We start from the raw sequence: 19,852 nt of genomic DNA on the forward strand, positions 1-19,852 counted from the left end.
AGCGATAGCGGATCACGCTATGGCGTCCCGCTCGAGGAGAGGAGCGGTCGAGTACTCGACTCCAGTCAGACCCAGCCTCGCTCGCGGAACCAGGCACGGAAGCGCATGAGATACGCCCAGTAGTACACGAGTAGAACGATACTGCCAACGAGAAGCAAAAGCTGCGTGCGTGCTGTTGCCCAGACCGAACTGTATTTTCCAGCACCCCAGTTGATTTGTTCGGCGAAAGCGGGATGAAGTGCGACGAGTGCATCGCCGAGTACGAACCGGAACAAGAGCGCGAGTCCGATAATCGTCACCGACGCCGGGATAAAAAAGGAGATGAGCAACTCGTTCCGGAGTTTTTCCTCGTCGTCCTGATCGTAGATGGGATACTTCGGTTCGCGCATGGGGACTATTCCATTACCGGATATCTATAACATTTTCCGAGAATAGAAGAGATAGTAGGATTGGCCTTGGTTCGATAAGATCCGGGACAGGAAAGATAGGTAACCGAAAGAATAGTTAATTATGACAATAACAGCACTGTCGATGGTTTCGAACGTCTATCAGGGGTTTTGTCCGTTCCGTCGGTACCACCGTGTCGTTCACTGGGTGGGATATCTCTCCGGGTTCGGCGTCTGGATCTGTTGCTATCTGATCGCCGGGTTCATCATTCCATCAGTCGGTGTCGTCTCCGTGGCAGTCACGACCGTAGTCGCATCCGTACCAACTGGAATCTACATGGGACTACTCTACAGTCGGGCCGTCGGGAGTCCATGGGGAAACATGTTACTCCCGATAGGTGTTCCGGTAATGACCCCAGAGTTGCTGTTGACTCGTCCGTTTCCGGGGACAGCGATGCCCGAAAGCGATTACGGTACCCTCGTGATTATCGGCGGCGGGATGATCGGGGGAACACTCGTTGCACTCCGAACGATCCAGAACAAGTACGCGACGATGGACGACGTGTTCGCGTGGGAACAAACAGTCATGCCCTACAGCGTCCGTGTCGTCGACGACGATTGGGTCGCGAAACAGCCGTCGTACGACCGCGAGTACAAAACTGATCGACCGCTCCTCGATCCACGCAGTACAGAGTTGTACGACCTCCATTTCGACTTCAAAAAGAGTCTGTTCGGAATGGTCGTCGCTGCACCCGCGGTCGCCGCGAGTTTATACGGATCAGCGACGTACGATGACCTCGCATTCGAAGTGGCAATGATGTTTGCGTTCCTCTATCTGTTCCACAACTCACTGCAGGTGGACCAGCGAGATACCGAGCGTTCGACAGGCGTCACGACCCAGCAGTGACCCCCTCTTGGCGCTGGTGGCAGACGCAGCACTCTCGAGGTGATCCCCCGCAGATCACAGTGGGTGTGAGGAATGGGTTGTGACACGGTTTCACAGTACAGGAATCCGAGATTCGTGTCGGCGATGAAACGTCCCGTCTCGTACTCGTCTACCTGATCGCAGCGGGAACCGTTTGCTGCACTGAATGGCTGGATTCCAGCCGATTACCGAATTGAGAATCGACGTTCCTATTCGGTCTCTTGCTCGTTTCGAGTCTCCTCGAAGAAGGCTGGCGGAAAATGCTCTCGATTCCAGTCGTCGATCCGCCCGGGGCCGAGTATGCCGAACCACACGAGCAGACAGCCAAAGGCGGAAAAGAACGCGGGGCAGGTGAGCGCAAGGACCACGCTAGCCGTGTAGAGACGATCGATTTGGATGTCTCCGGCGAGAACCATTCCACCTCCGAAGAGAAATGGCCAGCCCGCACTCAGTATGAGATTCAAGACGGGGCCGCCGAGTGCGCGAGTGAATGCGATGCCGAGAACGAGTCCACAGAGTGCGCCGCCAGCAGAAATCGCTGTCACTGTGCCACCGCCACCGAGCGAGACGTATCCAACTATCCAGGCCACACCTGCATAAACATCGCTGCAAAGTGCGAGAGTGTGGATCCCCCCTCGAACAGGGAGAGTATCCCTGAAACCGTCTGTGGCACGGTTATTTCATACTCGGGCTTAAATTTCGGCATCGGGCGAGAGGTTGAATATTTTCACTGATAGCTTTTGTGTCACTGGCCAATAGTGCACCATCGGCCGCAATGAGTCTGTTTTTGCCATTTACGCCCTCCAGTACCGGCTCTTCCTTTTCCACGATAGTCAGGCTGACTAGCTTTCTTCTCGATGCGGGCACGTAGTCTAGCAAGTCGTTTCTGTAGCTTTCGGATTCGACGACCGAAAAGATCGTGTACTCTAGCAATAACAGCACTGTCGATGGTTTCGAACGTCTATCAGGGGTTTTGTCCGTTCCGTCGGTACCACCGGGTCGTTCACTGGGCGGGATACCTCTCCGGGTTCGGCGTCTGGATCTGTTGCTATCTAGTCGCCGGGTTCGTTGTTCCTTCGGTCGGTCTCATCTCCGTTGCAGTCACTACCGCAGTTGCGGCCGTCCCGACTGGGATCTACATGGGGCTGCTCTACAGTCGGGCTGTCGGGAGTCCGTGGGGGAACATATTGTTCCCGACGGCTGTACCGCTACTGATCCCAGGGCTGTTTCTCACTCACCCGTTCCCGGGGACGACGATGCCCGAGAGCTGGTTTGGAACACATATTACTGTCGCCGGTGGGATGATCGTAGGGTTAGCCGTCGTACACAGGACGATCCAGAACGGATACGCGAAGATGGACGACATCCTCGCGTGGGAGCGAACCGTCATGCCCCACAGCGTCCGTGTCGTCGACGACGAGTGGCTCGCCGAACAACCGGCGTACGACCGCGAGTACAAAACTGTCCGACCGGTCCTCAATCCTCGCATTACAGCGTGGTACGACGTCAGCTTCGATCTCAAAGGCGGCCTGTTCGGGATGGTCCTCGCTGCGCCCGCGGTCGCGCTCGGTGCGTACGGAGTAGCGACGTACGATGACGTCGCATTCAACGTGGCGATGACGGTCGCGCTCTGCTATCTGCTTCACAACACCCACCAGATCGATCGACAGGATACCGAGGCTCACCGAACGGGTTGAAGCAACACTGGCCCCTTTGAACGACCCAGCGATCTCGAGGGAATATCTCACAAATAACGGCTGACAGGTAGTCGAAGTCGGCGCGAGGAATGCACCATGACCCGCTCGCACAGTAAAATCCTAGACACTCTTTGATAACGGAACGCCACGTCTCGGATTCGTCCGACTGATCGGAGCGCTGGAAGCTGTACTGGCTAACGAGGACCCCAGCCAATCACCGAATCGAAAGCTGACAGTTTCTATTCGGCATCTGGCGTGTTCTCAGTTTCCTCGAGGAAGGCTGGCGGGTGTGTCTGTCGAGCCCAGTCGTCAGCACGACTAGAACCGAGGATAGTGAACCACACGAGCATACAGCCGACGGTCGAAAAGAGCGCAGGCCAGAGAAGCGCGACTCCCATACTAAATGCGTCTAAACGCTCGATCTGAGCGTTTTCGACAATGATGATGGCACCCAAAAAAAGGGACGGCCAGACGAGACTCATCATGAGATTTAATCCGGGTCCGCCAAGTGCCCGAGTAAAGGCGATACCGAGAACGAGCCCACAGAGGGTACCGCCAGCAGCGAGAGCAAGCAGTGTCCCGCCACCGCCGAACGAGATGTATCCGACTAGCCAGGCTCCACCGGCAGCGAATAGTACTGCCATGTGCAAGAGTGTCGAGCCACCCCTGAACAGCGAACTTGCTCCTTTAATTGTCTGCGGGAAGACAACTTTGCGCCGGGATTTAGATTTCGGCATTGAGTGAGTGATTGAATGTTTCATTAATAGTTTTTATGTCATAGAATATGACACATCATCAGCTTCAGTGAGTTGCTGTTTCTGCCGTTTCGTTTCCCCGTTCGTCTGTGAGACGTAACACTGGTCAGTCCGACGCGCTCGCCTCGTCCGGACCGGTACGTGCTTCCCGTCTGGCCTCCGTAACGCTCTTGCCCTCGCGCAGGACCGCATCGACGAACAGCTCGCCGGCCTTGTACGACGATCGCACCATCGGCCCGCTGGCACAGTAGAGGAACCCTAACTCCTCTTCGGCGACCCGTCGCCACGTCTCGTACTTGTCCGGCGGGTCGTAGCGCTGGACCTTGAGGTGGTCCCGCGACGGCCGCAGGTACTGCCCCAGCGTGACGATGTCGACGCCGCGCTCGCGGCAGTCGGCCAGCGTCTGGTAGACCTCGTGGTCGTACTCGCCGTGGCCGAGCATAACCGAGGTCTTGGTGTAAATGTCGCTTTCCCGATCGACCTGCTCGAGCACCGAGAGGCTCTGGTCGTAGCCGGCACGGCGGTCCCGGACGGGGAATTGAAGCCGTTCGACGGTCTCGACGTTGTGGGCGATCACGTCCGGATCGGCGTCGATGATTTTCCGGACGAGTCGTTCTTCGCCCTGAAAGTCGGGAATGAGGACCTCGACGAGAATGCCCGGGTGTCTGTCCTTGATTTCGCGGATCGTTTCCGCGAAGTGGCCCGCACCCTGGTCGGGCAGGTCGTCCCGGTCGACGCTCGTCAGGACGACGTAATCGAGCCCGATCTCGGCGACTGCGTCGGCGACGTTCGCCGGCTCGTCGGGGTCGAGCGCCTCCATGCCGCCGGTCCGGACGTCACAGAAGTTACACGCTCGAGAGCACCGATCGCCCATCAGCATGAACGTGGCCGTGCCGCCGTCGCCATCACCCGTGCCGGCACCACCGGACCAGCATTCGCCCAGATTCGGGCAGTTGGCCTCTTCGCAGACGGTGTGTAGGTTCCGGTCGCGCAGCGTCTCTCGAATGTCGGTGAACTCCTGGCCCGACGGCGGCCGCATCTTCAGCCAGTCGGGCTTGCGCGCGCGGCTCATACGCGTCTCGTCGGGCCGCGCAGTGAAAAACCGTGGTGGTCCCCGGCTCGCCTCGCAGTAGCGACAGCGGGACGAGCCATTGGAACGGCCGAAAAACACCCTCATCGCGGATAACCGGCCCATTCTCCCGATAGCTTTACGGACGGGAACGGAATAGGCTGGGCCGATGGCCCTCGGCTCGACCCCCGATTGGTTTCACATCAGCGACGACGAGGACGTCGTCTGGGAGAGCCGTCCCCACCCGGTTACGATGGGGAGTGGCTTACCGATCGGGATCGGACTCGCGCTCGCCGGCTTCGTCGTCGCCGGCTGGAGCGGGACGGACGGCGTCGGCCCGCTGACGATCTTCGGCGTCCTCGTGACGGTCGCCGGCGGAATCGTCGCGTTCGCCCGCTATCTCGTCTGGACGAACACTCGCTACGTCATCACCACCTCGGAGCTCTACAAGAAACGGGGGATCGTTTCGAGGGACGTCACCCAGTTTCGCCTCGAGCGCGTCCAGAACATCAGCCTGTCCCAGTCCGGGATCGGCCGCCTGCTGGGGTACGGCGATCTGACCGTCTACACCGCCGGGTCGGGCGATCCCGAACTGGTCTTCCAGCGCGTTCCCAAGCCCGATCGAGCCAGCAGCCGACTCAGCGACCAGCTCGAGAGCGTCGCGACCGACGAAACTGCCGTCTGATCTATCAGTTCCGAAATCGGCTCCTCACCCCGCCGAACGAACCACTCGAGGGCGAATCGGTTCTCAAACGGGTTGCGCAGGGTTAAACCACAAGACCCATTATATCAACACACTTCTAGAGTCTCTACAATGTCTTCACAGCTGGCAACGTCCGAAGAGAGCGCGGTACCGGGTGCCTCGAGAGTCGCGGCGAGTGCGGGGCTCGGCGTCTTCGCAGCCATGATCGGGTACCTACTTACGTATCTACTGATCGGTGCCGAGGTTCGTCGGAACTCCGACGGCGACGTCGCCGATTGGAAGGGCGTCGCGTGGTACTTTTACGAAGCCCACCTGGTCGATATCGAGGTCACCAGTCAGGTCGGCTCGTTCGGTGGAACGCGTCTCCTCAACCTCATCGCCGAGTCGAGCAGCGCAAGCGCCGACGTGTTGTACGTGCTTCCGCCGCTGGTGTTGATCGCAGTCGGTGTGTTCCTGGCCGTGCGATGGGACGTTACTGATCTCGGCGACGCTGTCATGGCCGGTGCGCCGGTAACGATTGGGTACGCCGTGGTTATCGGCCTCGGTGCGGTCGTCACCGAAGCGAACACCCAGGGGTCCGCGTTCGGGATCGATGCGAGTACTTCGGCCGGGCCGACGCTCCAGACCGCGATCGGGCTCGCCGGAATCCTCTATCCGCTGGTGTTCGCCACCGTTGGAGCTGTGATTACCGCCGTCGTTGTCAACCGACGATAGCTACTACGACTCGAAGGAAACGCCTTTGACTCGGCACTTCCCCTTTCCGTGTGATGGAGGTCGCCGAGGTTCTCCCCGAATTCGCCGACGCCTTCGCCTTCGAGGAGTTCAACCGGATGCAACGCGAGGCACTGCCCGCATTACTCGAGTCCGAGGACAACGTGGTCGCGAGCGCGCCGACCGCCTCGGGGAAGACGGCGCTCGCGGAACTGGCGATCTGTAAGTCGCTCGCCGAGGGGGGCACCGCGCTCTTTATCGCCCCGATGCGAGCGCTCACGAACGAGAAGGAAGACGACTGGGACCGCTTCGAGGACCTGGACTATTCGGTCTACGTCGTCACCGGCGAGCGCGACCTGAACCCGCGCCGCGCGCGCCGGGCGGACATCCTCGTGATGACCCCCGAGAAGCTCGACTCGGCGACCCGCAAACACGATTCGCGACGGTACGACTTCGTCACCGATATCGACGTCTGCGTCATCGACGAGGTTCACCTGCTGGACGCGGATCGGCGCGGATCGGTGCTCGAGGTGACGATCTCCCGCCTGCGACGGCTCTGTGACCCCCGGATCGTCGCGCTCTCGGCGACGATGCCCAATATCGACGACGTCGCGGCGTGGCTGGACGCCCCCGAGGAGACGACCTTCGAGTTCGGCGAGGAGTATCGGCCGGTCGAACTCAACGCCGGCGTCAGGACCTACACCCACGGCGACAACTCCTTCGCCGACAAGTACCGCCGCCTCTACCGGGCGCTGGACCTCGCGGAACCGCACCTCCGGGAGGACGGCCAGTCGCTCGTCTTCGTCTCCTCCCGACAGGACACCGTCCAGGCGGCCAAGAAGGCCCGCGACGAGATCGCCGAGCGCGACATCCCGATGGGCGCTCGCGGCGACTACGATTTCCACACCGAATCGAAAGACGAGATCGACCATGCCACGCTCCGCAAGTCGGTGCTCGACGGCGTCGCCTTCCACCACGCGGGGCTCTCGAAGAACGACCGCGACCTCGTCGAGGAGTGGTTCAAAGAGGGCCACATCGAACTGCTGTTCTCGACCTCGACGCTGGCCTGGGGCGTCAACCTCCCCGCTCGCTGCGTCGTGATCCGGGACACGAAGCACCACGACCCGCTCGAGGGCGAAGTCGACATGAGCCCCCTCGACGTGCTCCAGATGCTCGGCCGGGCCGGCCGGCCGGGCTACGACGACGTTGGCTACGGCTGGGTCGTCTGCGACAACGCCGAGGCGGACAAGTACCGGCGACTGCTCCGCGACGGGAAAGAGATCGAGTCCCGGCTGGCCGAGAGTCTCGAGACCCACCTCAACGCCGAGATCGCGATGGGGACGATCACCGATCTCGAGGACGTGATGGACTGGCTCGAGACGACCTTCTACTACGTTCGCGGCCAGTCCAAACCCGACGAGTACGATTTCCCGAATCTCCGACAGCGGGTCCGTGACTGTCTCGAGGGGCTGGTCGAACGGGGCTTCGTCGAAACGGGCGAGGACCTCTCGATCGAGGCGACGCCGCGGGGCGTGTTGACCTCGAAGTACTATCTCAGGCTCGATACCGCAGCCCGGTTCGCGGCCCTGTGCGACCGCGTCGAGAGCGAGGGCGACGACGGCGACGCCGGACGGGACGAACTGACGACCGACGACGTGCTGCGAGTAGTCGCGACCGCGGCGGAGTTCGACTCGGTGTCGGCTCGGCAGGACGAACGCGACGCGATCGACGCGGTCCTCGTCGGCGACGAGACGGACGACCTCGAGGCGGGCGAGCGGAAGGTGCTCGCGATCCTCCGGAGTGCGGCCAGCGGGACGACGCCGTCGGAACTCCGGAGCGACGCGTGGGTCATCCGGCAGAACGCGACGCGACTCCTGTCGGCGCTCGGCGCTTTCCTCGACCGGTTCGTCGGCCCCCACGCCGCGAACCTCGCACGTCGGGTCGAGGCCCGCATCGAGAACGGCGTCGCGGAGGACGCGGTCGGACTGACCGCCATCGACGGCGTCGGGGCCGGCCGAGCGAGCAAACTCGCGAAGGAAGGGCTGTCGACCCCCGGCGACGTCGTCGACGCCGGCGTCGCGGGGCTCGTCGACGCTGGACTCTCGGAAGGGGTCGCCGAACGCGTCTACGAGGGCGCACAGTCGCTTCCCGCGATCGAAATCGAGTGGGGCCAGTTCCCCGAGACCGTCGCGACGGGCGAGAACGAGGTCCGTGAAGTCACGGTACGTAACGTCGGCGAACCGGCTCGCGCCGGCATCCGGGTGACGGTCAACGGCGTGGAGATGACGACCACGAATAGCTATTTGCGCGACACGGAGACCGTTCCGGTCGGCGTCTTCGGCGCGGATGCCGAGGCACTCGAGTATACGATCAGCGTGGCGTTCCCCGAGGAGCCGCTGATTCCGATCGAAGCGGGTCGGACGGTTCGGGTTCGGTAGCAGTACCCGTCGATCGCCGTCAGCACAACGACTCAGTTCGTCGAACGTGGCCCGAGGAACGGTGAGGGAGATTTCGCGGGGGCGACGTCGCTACGCGCGCTGATTCTTTGCCACCGAAAGGACGCGGTCGCGGAGTTCCGCGGCCGAATCGACGATCTCGTCCGCGGACGACCGGTCGATATCGCCGTGGGCGTCGATCCGATAGGCGACGACGATCGTCCCCGCTCGAGCAGCCGCCTCGATCCCGTTTTCCGAATCTTCGACGACGATGCACTCCGCCGCCGGAACGCCGAGCTCGTCGGCCGCGTACTCGAAGACGTCGGGGGCCGGCTTGCTCGCCGCGTCGATGTCGTCGGCGCTGATGACGCGATCGAACGTTCCCTCGAGATCGAAGCGCTCGAGGACCATGCCGATCCAGTCGTGGGGCGAGGAAGAGACGAGCGCCGTCGGGACGCCGCGATCGTCCAGTTCGGCGAGAAGTTCGTGGAGTCCGTCGAGCAAGTCCGCACGTTCGGTGTAGATCTCCTCCGCAGCCTCGTTGAATCGCCGGACGAACTCCTCGCGGGTGATCGCGGCTCCGTACGTCTCCTCGAGGTAGTCGTAGATTTCGCGGAAGTTCATCCCGCTCGTCTCGGCGACGGCGACGTCTTCGTCGGGGACGGTCGCGGGAAGGATCTCCTCGCGCTGGAATTCCACCCAGTAGTCCTCGCTGTCGACCAGGACGCCGTCCATGTCGAATAGTACAGCGGTCATGTACGGCGGCGTATTCGACGGCGCCGTATAGCCGTTTGGCAGGCGCCCGGGTCGGTCGCCCCTCAGCTGACGACCTCGCCGCGCCGTTCGTGTTCCATCTCCGTCTCGACCGACGCTGCGATCTCCGCACCGAACTCGCGCTCGAGCAGCCACAGCGCCAGATCGATCCCCGCGGTAACGCCGCCCGCGGTGAGTACGTCGCCGTCGTCCACCACGCGCGCATCGGACCGAGTCGTCGCGAAGGCCTCGAGATCGTCCATCGCGACGGCGTGGGTGGTCGCGGGCCGTCCCTCGAGCACGCCCGCGTCGGCGAGGACCATCGCACCGGTACAGACTGAAGCGATCGTCGCGCTGTTCGCGAACCGTTCGGCGACGGCGTCCGCGAGGGCGCCGTCGTTTACTACGGCCCGGACGCCGCCGTCCTCGGTCGTCCAGCCGCCTCCGGGAACGATCAGGATGTCCGGCTCGCCGAGGGGTCCGTCCGGTTCGACCCGGAGGCCGTGACTCGCCGTCACCAGATCGGTCGGCTCGAGCGTGACCAGCCGCGTCTCGAGCGACGCACCGGCTCGGGCGCCGTTCTCGAGGACCTCGTAGGGGCCGATCGCGTCGAGTTCGTCGAAGCCGTCGAACAGCACGATTTCGGCGGTCGTCGTGTCCATACTGGACGACTCTCGCCGGTGGAGAAATCCGTTGTGCTCGCGCCGGATCGTGAAACGGGCCGTCGGCCTCGCGGTACCCTGTGACGACGCGCGCGCCGCGTTGGTTCGGTCGGAGACGTCGCCCGGCCCGTTTCACTAACCGACAGCCAGGGGACCCGTTCGATCCCCGTTGAACGGGACACAAACCGACGAAAACGACCGTCAAATAGATTCAAACGTGCGAAAACCGGGTTCACGGCATCCCCCCTTCAAGACCATCCGGCCACCGAGAGTCGGATGCAAGCTATGAACCGAACAACGCTCATCGCAGTCGCGCTCGCTGCACTGATCGCGGCGACCGGCTTCGCCGCCGCCGCACCCGGAAACGCTCCCGTGTCCGTGGACGCGAACGCGGACAGTCCCGACGAACAGCACGCGAACGAACACAGTCCCGACGAACAGCACGCGAACGAACACGCAGCCGACGATCAGCAGGCCGACGACGATCAGAATCGGAGCGAGAACGGAGCCGCTGCCGCTAACGCTGCTGACGAACGCAACGGACAGGGGCCGAACGTCGACCTCCCTGAGCAAGTCCCCGACCACGTCTCGCAAATTCACGACCGAATCTCGTCGTTCCTGAACGACGACCTCGACGGCTCGCTCGGCGATGCGGTCAGTGACGTGACGCCTGACGACGACGAAAGCGACGAGGCTGACGATACTGACGAAGGCGACGCTGAGGACGAGCAGACTGAGGAAGACGCTGACGATACCGACGGAGACGACACCGACGACGAGCAGACTACCGAAGACGCTGACGATACCGACGAAGACGACACCGACGACGAACAGACCGACGCATAACTGACTCCCATGCCAACACCCGCTCCGTCGATGGCGATCGGTCTCGAGGACCGGCTGCTGGCGTTCGCCGTCAGCCTGCTGGTCGGCGGCGTGGCCCTCCACGCCGCCACCCACGTCGTCGCGGACACCCGCGACTACGCCCACGCGGTGTTGACCGCGCTGCTCGGCGCGCTGGCCTGGGCCGTCCTCGAGTGGGTTCCGTTGCTCGGCGGCGTGCTGGCTGCCATCGCGTGGGTCGCCGTCGTCAAGTGGCGCTACCGGCTCGGCTGGATTCGCTCCGGTGCAGTCGGGATCGCCGCATGGGCGGCCGCCGTGGTCGTCCTCGCGGCCCTCGAGTTGGTCGGGATCGGTTCGGTCTCGGCACTCGGCGTGCCGGGTGCCTGAATCACCTCCCCGTTGACGCACCCCTCCTCGATCCCCCGCTGACGCGTTCCTCGCTGACGCACCCGTCCTCGATCGACGATCCTCCCGGTGCCACCGTCCCCGCTGACGTTCCCCTCCGCAGGATCACTCGTTCTGCGACGGACCGGTAGCGATCGACGGAATGAATGCTATCGTTCTAGGCGTTTCTGTTTTGAGACTGTTTTTGCCGAAATACGCGGACAGTGGCGGGTATTGAACTGACAGAAACGAAATCAACGATGGAAAATCGGACGGATCATCGGCGGGGTATATCAGCCGGTGATGATTGTGGGTAATCGTAATGGATTCAATCGACGACGTCGATCGACGCGATTATCTCAAGCTAGCTAGTGGTGCTGTTGCCGGCAGTACCGTTGGACTCAGTGGCTGTCTCGGCGGGAACGAAGGTAGCGACGCCGGTACCGGAACGCTCGGGACGCAGATCACCGACCAGCCCGGCGACATCGCCGACTTCGAGTCGTGCGTCGTCACGATCCAGGGGATCTGGATCAAACCGCGTACCGAGGAGGACAGCGACGACGAGGACGACGGGTCTACAGACGACGAGAACGCGACCGAGAACGACAGTGAGACCGACGATCAGAGCGAATCGGACGTCGACGAGGGCGATGGCAGGGAGTACTACGAGTTCGACGAATCACAGGAGGCTGACCTCGTCGACCTACAGGGAGAGAACACGCAGCTCATCGACGAGCGGGAGCTGACGGCACAGGAGTACGAGTACCTGCAGCTGGACGTCACCGACGTCACCGGAGAGCTGAAGGATGGCAGCGAGGCCGAAGTGTCCACGCCCGGAAACGCGCCGCTACAGTTCAAGGAGCGCTTCGAGATTCGAGAGGATCAGCGGACGACGTTCGTCGGCGACTTCACGCCCGTTCGCCAGGGACAGCGAGATCGGTACCTCTTGCAACCGGTCGCCAAAGGAACACGAGTCATCTACGAGGATAGCGAGGACGCTACCAACGACTCCGATGCTGACACCAACGACTCCGAGACCGATACCAACGATTCGGAAGACGGAATGTGATCGCCGTTCAGTTCTCCGGCCGGTAGGAACGGGGAAATCGTCTCGAGGAAGTATGACACAATCTATATCTGTCCGGGAAAGAGAGACGGAGGAAATGGCTCCGTTCACCGGATCACTCGTCGCCTTCCTCGTCGCGCTACTTGTCGGCGGTCTGGCAATTTTCATTAGCGCGAAGCTAGTCGTCGGCGTCGACGACTATTCACACGCAGTCATTACGGGTCTCCTCGGGGCCGTCGCGTGGGCGCTGACCTCCTGGATACCGCTGCTCGGTCCGATCGTCGCACTGATCGCCTGGGTCTGGGTCATCAAGTGGCGCTACCCGGGCGATTGGGGGACAGCCGCAGTCATCGGACTCGTCGCCTGGCTCGCCGCGCTCGGCATCCTCTTCGTTCTCAACAGCGTCCTCGGGCTCGGTGTCGGCGCGTTCGGCGTCCCCGGCGCATAGCGGGCTCCAGTCAAGGGCAGCCGAACGATATTCGGCGCAAATCGAGGAAAACCCAGTCGACCGACTACCCAGTTAATGGGGGCAGGCCGTCACTGATCGATCGTGATGCAGAGACAAACGATACTGACCATCGCGATCGCGGTTACGCTCCTCGTCAGCGCGACGGGCGCTGCGACGGCACAGCCAGCACAGGGACCCCCGGACGACCTGCCGGAGCCGGTGCCGGAGTTCGTCTCCGATATTCTCGGGGCGATAAGCGACTTCGTCGGCGGCACCGTCGACTCGCTGGGTGACGTCGTTCGAGGATTCACCCCCGGTAGTGACGCAGCCGGATCGAACGGATCCGGGCAGTGACGACTGTTTGACTATTTCTGAGAGGACTCGTCGAATATGACGCTATAGTGCCCACACAGCACCATATACGACTTCCGCATGTTTTAAGCGAGGTGGAAAGTACGAATTCGTATGAACGGTCGCGTCCGCTTGACGGCCGTCGTCGCGGTACTCCTCCTCGGAACGGGACCGGTGGGAGCCGCCACCGGGGCCGCGACCACTGCTCAATCACAGTCGAACCCGTTTGCAGTCCAGCAGGACCAGATCGACGCGGACGAGGTCCGAATGGACGTCGCGGTCCAGCCGAACGGAACCGCCGAGTGGACCCTCGAGTTCTGGGTTCACCTGGACGACGACGAGAGCGAGACGGCGTTCGAATCGCTGCAGTCGGACGTCCGAGACGATCCCGACAATTACACGCAGAACTTCGCCGACCGGATGGACGAGACGGTCAGCGCGGCGAGCGACGCGACGGGCCGAGAGATGTCCGCCGACGGATTTACGGTGACGACCGAGCGCCAGTCGCTCGCGCGCGAGTACGGCGTCGTCAGGTACACGTTCCGCTGGGACGGGTTCGCAGCGGTCGACGGCGACGAACTCCGAGCCGGCGACGCCATCGAGGGGATCTACCTCGACGACGGCACGCGGTTGTTGATCGAGTGGCCGGAGGAATACGAACGGACGTCAGTCACGCCCGAGCCGGACGACGAACGGGATCGCGCGGTGATCTGGCGGGGCGGCGAGACCGATTTCGTCTCCGGCGAGCCCCGCGTCGTCGTTACCGCCGGCGGACTCGGGACGGCGACCCTCGCGGGAACCGCGGTCGTCGTCGTGGGACTCGCCGCCGCCGGCGCGTGGTGGTACCGCAACCGCGAGTCGACGGCTGGTCAGACGGCCAGCGGGGAGGACACACCCGCGCCCAGTACCGAATCCGAGCCGACGGACGGATCGGGCACCGCGACGGCGGCCCCGGCGACAGACGGTTCGGCGGCCGTGAGCGCGGCGGGAGCGGCCGATACCGAGCTCCTCAGCAACGAGGAGCAGGTCCTCCAGCTCCTCGAGGATCAGGGCGGCCGGATGAAGCAACAGGCGGTCGTCGAGGAGCTCGGCTGGACCGACGCCAAGACCAGCAAGGTCGTCAGCGGCCTCCGCGAGGACGGTAAACTCGAGTCGTTCCGTCTGGGTCGCGAGAACGTCCTCTCGCTGCCGGACGAGGACGAGGGGGCGAACGAGGTCGACGGTGACGGACCGGCGTGACTCGAGGTGACGGATACCGCATTCGCCGGGGCGGATGGGCGGATCGATCGAAACCGCCGAAACCGACGGACGGCGACGGATCGAAAACGGCGTTGAATGGCGTTAACCGTCGGTGAACCCAAGTCATCGTCTCGAGTATATATTACCCAACGAAGCAATTGACATCCATGAATCGAACCACGTCGATAACGCTGGCAGTAATGCTCGTCGTCGCGATGGTCGCGGTTCCGCTCGCCGCGGCGAGCGTCGCCTCGAACGGAAGCGCACAGGACGATACCGAGTCAGGAAACGAGTCGATCAAACCCGGCGAACAGTTCGCCGCCGCCGTCGGCGTCCAGAACGCCGAGGTCGAGGGCGACGTCTCGGAACGGGCCTTCGGCGTCAGGATCGCGAACGCCGAAACGAACGAGACGAAAGCCGCCGTCGTCGCCGAGCAGTACGAGGAAAGCGAAGCGCGTCTCGCGGAGCTCGAGGACAGACTCGAGGCGTTAAACGAGTCGCGCGAGGCCGGTGAGATCAGCGAGGGCCGCTATCGCGCGGAAGTCGCGAAGACCACCGCCGAGATGCGAACGATCGAGCGACAGGCCGCGACGGCCGAGACGACCGCGGCCGGATTGCCCGACGACGTGCTCGCCGACCGCGGCGTCGACGTCGACTCCATCCGAGCGCTGCGAGACCGCGCCGGTGACCTCGGCGGGCCGGACACGGCGGCGATCGCCCGTTCGATCGCCGGTAACGATGTCGGACAGTCGATGGGCGACGACCGCGCCGCCCACGGACCGGGTGGCGGTGGCAACGAATCCCGGACGGACGGGAACGGAACGAGCGACTAACGACCCGGGACGAGCGGCTAACGGACCGGCCGGCTGCACCGAACCTGACGACGAGTCGTTCGCAGTGCGAGGCGATCGCGGCGCACTTTCGTTTTTTACGGGACGGGATCGTAGCTGGGTGAGATGGTCCACGCGTACGCGATGATCGACACCGCAGCGGGAACCGCCGAAGAGGTGTGTCAGTCCCTTCGCGACGATGCGGGCGTCACAGAGGCACACGTCATCACGGGCGATTTCGACATCATGGTCGAGTTGACCGGCGAGGAGCCCCGCGACATACTCCAGACGGTTACCGAATCCGTTCGACCGCTCGAGGGCGTCGGGGCGACCCGAACGTACCTCTGTATCGACTGACACCGGAGGTCGATCGGATCGTCAGGAAGGGGGAGCAGTTACCGACGGGTCCGTTCGGACGAACGCAATCGGGTGAGAGATCGTGGGACATCACGGGAGTCATGGATACCGGATCGATATCCCGCCGATCGGAGCCGGCTACGGGACGCGATGGACGGGTTCGAATCGCTCGCTTCGAAAGGAGAGCCGTCCGTACACCGACAGCGGGTGACGTCTCGAGGGACGATATGACGGCGATCGAATCAAATCGGACGCCGACCGGGTCGGGTGGGTGGGTAATCGACGGATCGAGCTCCGACCCACCGTCGCGTACCGGCAGCTCCTCGACGGTGTGGTGACCGATCGAGGTTCACTTCTAGCGAGCCCGTATCAGCACGAATTTTGAGACACCAATTGGGACCCATAGAACCGTTATACCCGGGTAAATGCGGTCAAATCGGCGAAACTCGTCGCTATCAACTATCCGGATTAAGTGATTGTCCGAGGAGGACCAGATGCGATGAACGGAACGAAACTACTCACGGCGGCGATGGCGGCGCTGGTGTTGGTCGGCGGCCTGACCGCCGTCGGCGCGGCGACGCCCGCGGACGTATCGAACGCGAACAGCGGCGAAGCGGAGGCGACGAACGCGAGCGAGGCGGACGACGACACGGCCGAGACAACCAACGCGAGCGAGAACGCGGACACCGCTGACGATCGGGCTGGTACCGTCGGACCGGCTGACGGGCTGCCCGAACGGATGCCCGATCACGTGAGCGAGATTCACGACACGATCGAGTCGTTCCTCGACGGATCGATCGATTCCCTCGGCGAGTCGGTGAGCGACCTCCGATCCGACGATAGCGGCGAAGAGACCAGTGACGATGAAAACGGCGGAGACGGCGACGCTGCAGCCCATAGCAGCTAACACACGGAAACGGACATCTCGTACCGGACGAAGATCGAATCCAGATCACACGGATTCAAATCCATGACAGAACTCAATCGACGGACGTATCTCAAATCGGCAGGCATCGCAACGGTAGGAACGATCGGACTGGCTGGCTGTACCGGCGCGAACGCAGCGACCGGGACGCTCGCGACGCAGGTCACGGACCAGCCGGGAGACATCGCTGACTTCGAGTCGTGCATCGTCACGATCCAGGGAATCTGGGTCAAACCGAGCGGCGACGGCAGCGATGGCGAAGACGCGGAGGCAACGGACAACGAAACGGACGACCAGCAAGACGGGAACGAAACCGACGATCAGCAGGACGGGAACGAGACGGTCGACGAGCAGGACGAAAGCGACGTCGACGAAAGCGACGGGCGCGAGTACCACGAGTTCGACGAGCCCCAGGAAGCGGACCTCGTGCAACTGCAGAACGGGAACACCCAGCTGGTCGACGAACGCGAACTCGAGGCCGGGGCCTACGAGTTCCTCCAGCTCGACGTGACGGGCGTCGAGGGCGTGCTCGAGGACGGCGGGCAGGCCGAGGTCGGGACGCCCGGGAACGCACCGCTCCAGTTCAAGCACCGGTTCGAGATCCGCGAGGACCAGACGACGACCTTCGTAGGAGACTTCACGCCCGTTCACCGAGGCCAGACCGAACAGTACCTCCTCCAGCCCGTCGCGAACGGAACGCAGGTCGAGTACGAGGACACGACGCAGGATGACGGGTAGCGCAGCGGTGCTGTTCGCCGGCCCGATCAGCTCGCCGTTGATGCTCGTCGTGGCGGCGATCCTGGTGGTCCTCGTCCTGGTGTTCGGCCGGGGCCTGTTGGCGCTGACGTGGCGGGTCGTTCTCAACGCCCTCGCCATCGTCCTCGCCCTCTGGATACTCGCTGCGCTCGGGATCGGCCCGTTTTGAGCCGCAGCGATTCTGAAAACGCGTTCCGGTCGACGACAGTAAGCCAAACGAGTTCCAGTACCGCGTGATCGGCCAGCTGTTTTTGCGACCGGATTCGAGCGATCGATACCGAGCCACCGGTTACTCGTCCGCGGGTTTAAGTACGAAACCGCGGCCAACGACCCCATGATCGACGACTCGATCCGCGTTCTTGCGGGCGACTGCACCGTTATTGCCGAAGATACCGACCGCGAGGAGTACCGCGGCCGAGTGACCACGATCGTCAAACCAGACAACACCGTCCTCGTCCACGACATCGATGGCTACCAGCCCGTCGCGTGGCTGACGCGGGCCGATAGCGTCTCGAGCGACCGACAGGACGGCTTCACGCTCGTCGCGAAGAAAGACACCCAGACGCTGCGGATCGCCGCCCATGAACGGGACGGGTTCGCACACTATCCCTCCTCGGCGGCCGGAACGCCCGTCGGTACGTGTCCCGACTGCGGGGGCGCGCTCGTCCGCTCGAGCGGCGTTCACTGCGTCGGCTGTGGCGACCGCTACGGCGTGCCGGCGGACGCGACGGTCCGGGACGAACACTGCGATTGCGACTGCGGGCTCCCGAAGATGCGCGTCGAGCGCGGCCTCGCGTTCAACGTCTGCCTCGATAGGGGCTGTGAGTCCCTCGACGCGGCGGTCAAACAGGTGTTCGACCGCGAGTGGGCGTGCCCGGAACCGAACTGCGACGGCGACCTTCGGATCCTCCGCCGCGGCGGCCTCATCGCCGGCTGCGAGCACTACCCCGACTGCGACACCGGCTTCGCCGTCCCCGCCGGCGTCGTCGACGGCGAGTGCGACTGCGGGCTCCCGACCTTCGAAACACGGAGTGGTATCCGCTGTCTCGACGCGACCTGCGATCGGGCACTCGAGGGGGCGCTCGAGGCCGAATCGACGGCCGACGACTGAACGAACCGCCGTGTCTAAACGTGGTGACTGCCACCCCGCGAGAGCATCCCGACCAGCCGGCGTTGCGGTGGGTGGGACTGAAAGGGGCTGACTCGGTCCGGGACGCCGGACGACGCAAGGACCGCAACCGAACGAAGTGAGGTGAGGACCACAGCGAGTCCTGCGACCGGAGCGAGTCAGGGGCTTTCAAGGTGTTCGAATCGGAGACAATTCAGAATCCGATCACGGTTCTCGGATCGGATATCACCGAAGCGATAGTTCAATGATAACGTACGGCACTCCCGAATAAGAATCGATCCGCAGCCACTTAGTGCCGGCCGGCAAAGCCACGGGTATGTCACTCGAGGGGCGGTTCGACGCGGACGAGGGTCTCGTCCGCGTGGGCAGCGACGCTCGCCAGCGGTATCACGACTCGCGGGGCTACGGCTATCCGCTCGAGGGGAACGAGATCGCCCTCGCGCCAGTCGAGGCGGCGCACCTGCTCTATCGCGGTGATCTCGAGGTGGTTACCGACGCGGCGAGCGGCGACCGACTGGGGTTCCGCGAGTTCATCGCACGCGAACCCGGCGACGATTTCGGCGTCCGGTTCCTCGTCTACGCAGACCTGCGCTCGCGGGGCTTTTACCTCTCGCCGGCCGCGGAGCCGTGGGTACCGAACCCGCCCGGCGGCGAGGCCGACTTCGCGGTCTTTCCGCGGGGGAAGGGACCGCGCGACGGCGAAATCGCCTACGCGTTGCGGGTCATCGGCGAGCGGACCGACATTCCCGCCGCCGAGCTCGCCGAGGGCGTGCTGGCCGTCGTCGACGAAGAGAGCGAGATCACCTACTTCGAGGTCGATCGCCGGGATCCGACCGGCACGTCAGGTGCTGACACCGCACTGCCCGAGGGCTGCGAGGCCGACCTCCTCGCCGATCGCGTCGTCGTCTGGGAACCGCCCCTCGACCTCTACGAGCGGACGTTCTACGGGCAACCGCTCGAGGGACGGGAGTACGACGAGCCGACGCTGCAGTGTTCGCTGCTCGAAGCGACGTACCTCGCCGAGCGGGGCGCGATCGACCTCGAATCGTCGACGGTTTGTGCGCGCGGTCGCGAGGTCGAGGGCGAGCGCTTCGATCGGCGGCTGACCGTCTACACGGAACTCCGAGAACGCGGCGTCGTCCCCAAAACGGGCTACAAGTTCGGCGCGGACTTCCGGACCTACGCCGACGTGGAGTCCGTCGAGAACCTCGGCCACTCCGAGCTGCTCGTTCGCGTGCATCCGGCGGAGTACGTCTTCGAACCGCGGGATCTGGCGCTTGACGTCCGGCTCGCCCACGGCGTCCGGAAGACGATGGTGTTCGCGCTCGTCGGTGACGGGTCGGACCGGAGCGAAGGAATCGAGTGGTGGTCGCTCGAGCGCCTGACGCCGTAGCGAACCAGTGTTACACGCGAACTGGTAGTCCGACT

At 63.4% G+C, this 19,852-nt stretch carries 23 protein-coding genes; 18 read left to right on the forward strand and 5 right to left on the reverse strand.

What is annotated here, in order from left to right; all coding sequences use genetic code 11:
* Positions 1–65: 65 nt before the first annotated feature.
* Entirely contained in the window at positions 66–389 is a 324-nt protein-coding gene (locus LDB05_RS13965; protein WP_226004599.1) for a hypothetical protein, read from the reverse strand.
* Between the two features lie 406 nt (positions 390–795).
* Between LDB05_RS13965 and LDB05_RS13970 the strand changes: the two genes are divergently transcribed.
* Positions 796–1,293 carry a hypothetical protein gene (locus LDB05_RS13970; protein ID WP_226004600.1) on the forward strand — a complete coding sequence of 166 codons (498 nt, stop codon included), beginning with the start codon at positions 796–798 and terminating at the stop codon, positions 1,291–1,293.
* Positions 1,294–1,520: 227 nt separating this feature from the next.
* On the opposite strand, the gene LDB05_RS13975 is transcribed toward LDB05_RS13970, so the two are convergent.
* The gene (locus tag LDB05_RS13975) at positions 1,521–1,901 is read right to left on the reverse strand and encodes a hypothetical protein (RefSeq protein ID WP_226004601.1); all 381 of its coding nucleotides are present in this window, start codon (positions 1,899–1,901) and stop codon (positions 1,521–1,523) included.
* A 357-nt stretch (positions 1,902–2,258) separates the two neighbouring features.
* On the opposite strand from LDB05_RS13975, the gene LDB05_RS13980 reads away from it, so the two are divergent.
* Positions 2,259–3,008, forward strand: coding sequence for a hypothetical protein (locus LDB05_RS13980; RefSeq protein WP_226004602.1), 750 nt, complete (start codon positions 2,259–2,261; stop codon positions 3,006–3,008).
* An 861-nt stretch (positions 3,009–3,869) separates the two neighbouring features.
* On the opposite strand, the gene lipA is transcribed toward LDB05_RS13980, so the two are convergent.
* Positions 3,870–4,835 carry a lipoyl synthase gene (gene lipA, locus LDB05_RS13985; protein WP_226004603.1) on the reverse strand — a complete coding sequence of 322 codons (966 nt, stop codon included), beginning with the start codon at positions 4,833–4,835 and terminating at the stop codon, positions 3,870–3,872.
* Positions 4,836–5,001: 166 nt separating this feature from the next.
* On the opposite strand from lipA, the gene LDB05_RS13990 reads away from it, so the two are divergent.
* The 3 genes from LDB05_RS13990 to LDB05_RS14000 all read left to right on the forward strand — a co-directional run bounded on the left by LDB05_RS13990 (position 5,002) and on the right by LDB05_RS14000 (position 8,684).
* On the forward strand, positions 5,002–5,517 hold the full coding sequence (locus tag LDB05_RS13990) for a PH domain-containing protein (protein WP_226004604.1): 516 nt from the start codon (positions 5,002–5,004) through the stop codon (positions 5,515–5,517).
* Positions 5,518–5,646: 129 nt separating this feature from the next.
* Entirely contained in the window at positions 5,647–6,249 is a 603-nt protein-coding gene (locus tag LDB05_RS13995) for a DUF7978 family protein (RefSeq protein WP_226004605.1), read from the forward strand.
* Positions 6,250–6,302: 53 nt separating this feature from the next.
* A complete protein-coding gene (locus tag LDB05_RS14000; protein ID WP_226004606.1) occupies positions 6,303–8,684 on the forward strand; it encodes a DEAD/DEAH box helicase in 2,382 nt (793 codons plus the stop codon).
* Positions 8,685–8,774: 90 nt separating this feature from the next.
* Here the strand turns inward: LDB05_RS14000 and LDB05_RS14005 are convergent, their stop codons facing one another.
* The gene (locus LDB05_RS14005) at positions 8,775–9,437 is read right to left on the reverse strand and encodes an HAD family hydrolase (RefSeq protein WP_226004607.1); all 663 of its coding nucleotides are present in this window, start codon (positions 9,435–9,437) and stop codon (positions 8,775–8,777) included.
* A 62-nt stretch (positions 9,438–9,499) separates the two neighbouring features.
* Entirely contained in the window at positions 9,500–10,096 is a 597-nt protein-coding gene (locus tag LDB05_RS14010) for a DJ-1/PfpI family protein (RefSeq protein ID WP_226004608.1), read from the reverse strand.
* Positions 10,097–10,381: 285 nt separating this feature from the next.
* On the opposite strand from LDB05_RS14010, the gene LDB05_RS14015 reads away from it, so the two are divergent.
* The 13 genes from LDB05_RS14015 to endA all read left to right on the forward strand — a co-directional run bounded on the left by LDB05_RS14015 (position 10,382) and on the right by endA (position 19,817).
* A complete protein-coding gene (locus LDB05_RS14015; RefSeq protein ID WP_226004609.1) occupies positions 10,382–10,942 on the forward strand; it encodes a hypothetical protein in 561 nt (186 codons plus the stop codon).
* Positions 10,943–10,951: 9 nt separating this feature from the next.
* Positions 10,952–11,326: a hypothetical protein gene (locus LDB05_RS14020; protein ID WP_226004610.1), complete on the forward strand. Its 375-nt coding sequence runs from the start codon at positions 10,952–10,954 to the stop codon at positions 11,324–11,326.
* A 319-nt stretch (positions 11,327–11,645) separates the two neighbouring features.
* A complete protein-coding gene (locus LDB05_RS14025; protein WP_226004611.1) occupies positions 11,646–12,392 on the forward strand; it encodes a DUF4382 domain-containing protein in 747 nt (248 codons plus the stop codon).
* 94 nt (positions 12,393–12,486) lie between these two features.
* Positions 12,487–12,837: a hypothetical protein gene (locus LDB05_RS14030; RefSeq protein ID WP_226004612.1), complete on the forward strand. Its 351-nt coding sequence runs from the start codon at positions 12,487–12,489 to the stop codon at positions 12,835–12,837.
* Between the two features lie 105 nt (positions 12,838–12,942).
* Positions 12,943–13,191 (forward strand): hypothetical protein, encoded by a 249-nt coding sequence (locus tag LDB05_RS14035; protein WP_226004613.1) that lies wholly within the window; start codon positions 12,943–12,945, stop codon positions 13,189–13,191.
* 111 nt (positions 13,192–13,302) lie between these two features.
* Positions 13,303–14,427: a DUF7345 domain-containing protein gene (locus LDB05_RS14040; protein WP_226004614.1), complete on the forward strand. Its 1,125-nt coding sequence runs from the start codon at positions 13,303–13,305 to the stop codon at positions 14,425–14,427.
* A 167-nt stretch (positions 14,428–14,594) separates the two neighbouring features.
* Complete coding sequence (locus LDB05_RS14045) at positions 14,595–15,260, forward strand: hypothetical protein (RefSeq protein ID WP_226004615.1); 666 nt, start codon at positions 14,595–14,597, stop codon at positions 15,258–15,260.
* 123 nt (positions 15,261–15,383) lie between these two features.
* Positions 15,384–15,614, forward strand: a complete 231-nt coding sequence (locus LDB05_RS14050; protein WP_226004616.1) for an Lrp/AsnC family transcriptional regulator — start codon at positions 15,384–15,386, stop codon at positions 15,612–15,614.
* 499 nt (positions 15,615–16,113) lie between these two features.
* Positions 16,114–16,521 carry a hypothetical protein gene (locus tag LDB05_RS14055; RefSeq protein WP_226004617.1) on the forward strand — a complete coding sequence of 136 codons (408 nt, stop codon included), beginning with the start codon at positions 16,114–16,116 and terminating at the stop codon, positions 16,519–16,521.
* A gap of 63 nt (positions 16,522–16,584) precedes the next feature.
* Positions 16,585–17,277: a DUF4382 domain-containing protein gene (locus tag LDB05_RS14060; RefSeq protein WP_226004618.1), complete on the forward strand. Its 693-nt coding sequence runs from the start codon at positions 16,585–16,587 to the stop codon at positions 17,275–17,277.
* Positions 17,267–17,464, forward strand: a complete 198-nt coding sequence (locus tag LDB05_RS14065; protein WP_226004619.1) for a hypothetical protein — start codon at positions 17,267–17,269, stop codon at positions 17,462–17,464. Before LDB05_RS14060 ends, LDB05_RS14065 begins: the two co-directional genes overlap by 11 nt.
* A 165-nt stretch (positions 17,465–17,629) precedes the next feature.
* The gene (locus LDB05_RS14070) at positions 17,630–18,406 is read left to right on the forward strand and encodes a DUF91 domain-containing protein (protein ID WP_226004620.1); all 777 of its coding nucleotides are present in this window, start codon (positions 17,630–17,632) and stop codon (positions 18,404–18,406) included.
* Positions 18,407–18,740: 334 nt separating this feature from the next.
* Positions 18,741–19,817 (forward strand): tRNA-intron lyase, encoded by a 1,077-nt coding sequence (gene endA, locus LDB05_RS14075; protein ID WP_226004621.1) that lies wholly within the window; start codon positions 18,741–18,743, stop codon positions 19,815–19,817.
* Positions 19,818–19,852: the final 35 nt, after the last annotated feature.

Origin of the sequence: Natrinema salinisoli, assembly GCF_020405205.1 — an archaeon.
Lineage (GTDB): Archaea > Halobacteriota > Halobacteria > Halobacteriales > Natrialbaceae > Natrinema > Natrinema salinisoli.